The sequence below is a fragment of the Vibrio genomosp. F6 genome (genome assembly GCF_005146325.1).
GTDB lineage: Bacteria > Pseudomonadota > Gammaproteobacteria > Enterobacterales > Vibrionaceae > Vibrio > Vibrio cortegadensis.
The window spans coordinates 7,847-9,159 of sequence record NZ_SYUT01000067.1; the positions used below are offsets into that span (position 1 = coordinate 7,847).

General features: G+C 40.1%; 3 protein-coding genes. 1 reads left to right on the forward strand and 2 read right to left on the reverse strand.

Going from position 1 to position 1,313, the window contains the following annotated elements:
• Window positions 1-107: 107 nt before the first annotated feature.
• Window positions 108-398 carry a type II toxin-antitoxin system RelE family toxin gene (locus tag FCV43_RS18465; RefSeq protein WP_017051697.1) on the reverse strand — a complete coding sequence of 97 codons (291 nt, stop codon included), beginning with the start codon at window positions 396-398 and terminating at the stop codon, window positions 108-110.
• The gene (locus FCV43_RS18470; RefSeq protein WP_009387502.1) at window positions 388-636 is read right to left on the reverse strand and encodes a type II toxin-antitoxin system Phd/YefM family antitoxin; all 249 of its coding nucleotides are present in this window, start codon (window positions 634-636) and stop codon (window positions 388-390) included. Before FCV43_RS18470 ends, FCV43_RS18465 begins: the two co-directional genes overlap by 11 nt.
• Window positions 637-842: 206 nt before the next feature.
• Here FCV43_RS18470 and FCV43_RS18475 point away from each other — a divergent pair, with 206 nt between their 5' ends.
• Window positions 843-1,286 carry a hypothetical protein gene (locus tag FCV43_RS18475; RefSeq protein ID WP_136995993.1) on the forward strand — a complete coding sequence of 148 codons (444 nt, stop codon included), beginning with the start codon at window positions 843-845 and terminating at the stop codon, window positions 1,284-1,286.
• The last annotated feature ends 27 nt before the right edge of the window (window positions 1,287-1,313 follow it).

Here is a 1,313-nt window from a genome sequence, read left to right on the forward strand (position 1 = left end):
CCCAACGCTTGGCATTTTCCGCTTACTTTGAGTTAAGTGATTATGTCACAATGGGTTAGGTAGGGTGGTAGGCGTTGCTCACCACTTAACGCGGCGTTATACCGCAATCAGTCGTTGAGCCTTGTCATCGCTTTTCTGTACACATCGCTACGTTCGCGCTTGCCTACGGCTAAAACGGTAACAATAACTATATCGTCTTGCACTTTGTATACTAAGCGATAGCCAGATTGGCGTAATTTGATCTTATACATGTTGTCTGCGCCGGATAATTTGGAAGCCGGAACGTGTGGATTAGCTAAGCGCTCAATCAGTTTCTTCTTAAATTGCTGTTGCAAAGTAGCGCCGAGTTTTTTCCACTCTTTAAGTGCGCTACTTTTAAATTCAAGATTATAAGTCATCGATACTCACCGAAATGCTTGCTTCAGATTCTCGCTCTTTAGCTAAAGCAAGTAGCTCAATATCTTCAAGTTTGTCCATCATCATTTCGTATGCAGCAGCAGGTACACAGTAAAATGCAGGTTCATTTCGGTTTAGTACGGCGACTGGATCACCATAAGCGCTTGAAGCAACCTTCATTGGGTTCGCTTTAAACTCAGTAATACTTGCAGCAACATCAGCTAATATTCTAGCGGTCATTTAAAAGCTCCTTAAAGCGGTCTTTAATGTGGTCATTTTAGTTGCAAACAAGCGGCATAACAAGGTGTTTAAGACGGATTCGCAACGCTCGGCGGTTTCAGTTCAAAGTTTTGCATATGTGTTTATGGCACAATGTCGTGAGTTTTGGTGGTAGCGCTGCTCACCACTTAACACGGCGTTATGAGTACTATGGAGTATAGAGAATAATGACATTAGTGTCAGATTTAAAAAATATTGATGGGCTATTTACGACAACATTGCTGGTGCTATTTTTATCTGTAATAGCTCCCGGTATATTGGTTATCTATCTTTTTTTACCAGAGCTTTTTATTGAGTTGGATAGTATAAAATTCATTCTGTTTGCTGCGTCGCTAGGTTTACCAGTATTTGCATTAAATAGTTTTTTTATGCCAGCAGTCTTAGGTTTTGATGAGGACGAGGAGTATGATTTTCAGCAGGTAGGTGTGTTTGGTGGGATGTTATCCTCGTTTGTACTATATTCTTGCTTAATTATTTCGTATGTAGCCCAATTTACATTTGATACGTTTTTGTTGAGTGTGGTTGTATTCGAGGCTCTCTGGTTTGTTTTTAGTGCATTTTATTACTTTAAAGCTAAAAAGGTTAAAAATCTGTCGAAAGCGCACTCATAACAAGGCATTTAAGACGGATTCCCAACG

Excerpts from the sequence above, each read along its gene's own strand:
- FCV43_RS18470 (WP_009387502.1), bottom strand. The coding sequence starts at position 636 with ATGACCGCTAGAATATTAGCTGATGTTGCTGCAAGTATTACTGAGTTT.
- FCV43_RS18475 (WP_136995993.1), top strand. The coding sequence starts at position 843 with ATGACATTAGTGTCAGATTTAAAAAATATTGATGGGCTATTTACGACA.
- FCV43_RS18465 (WP_017051697.1), bottom strand. The coding sequence starts at position 398 with ATGACTTATAATCTTGAATTTAAAAGTAGCGCACTTAAAGAGTGGAAA.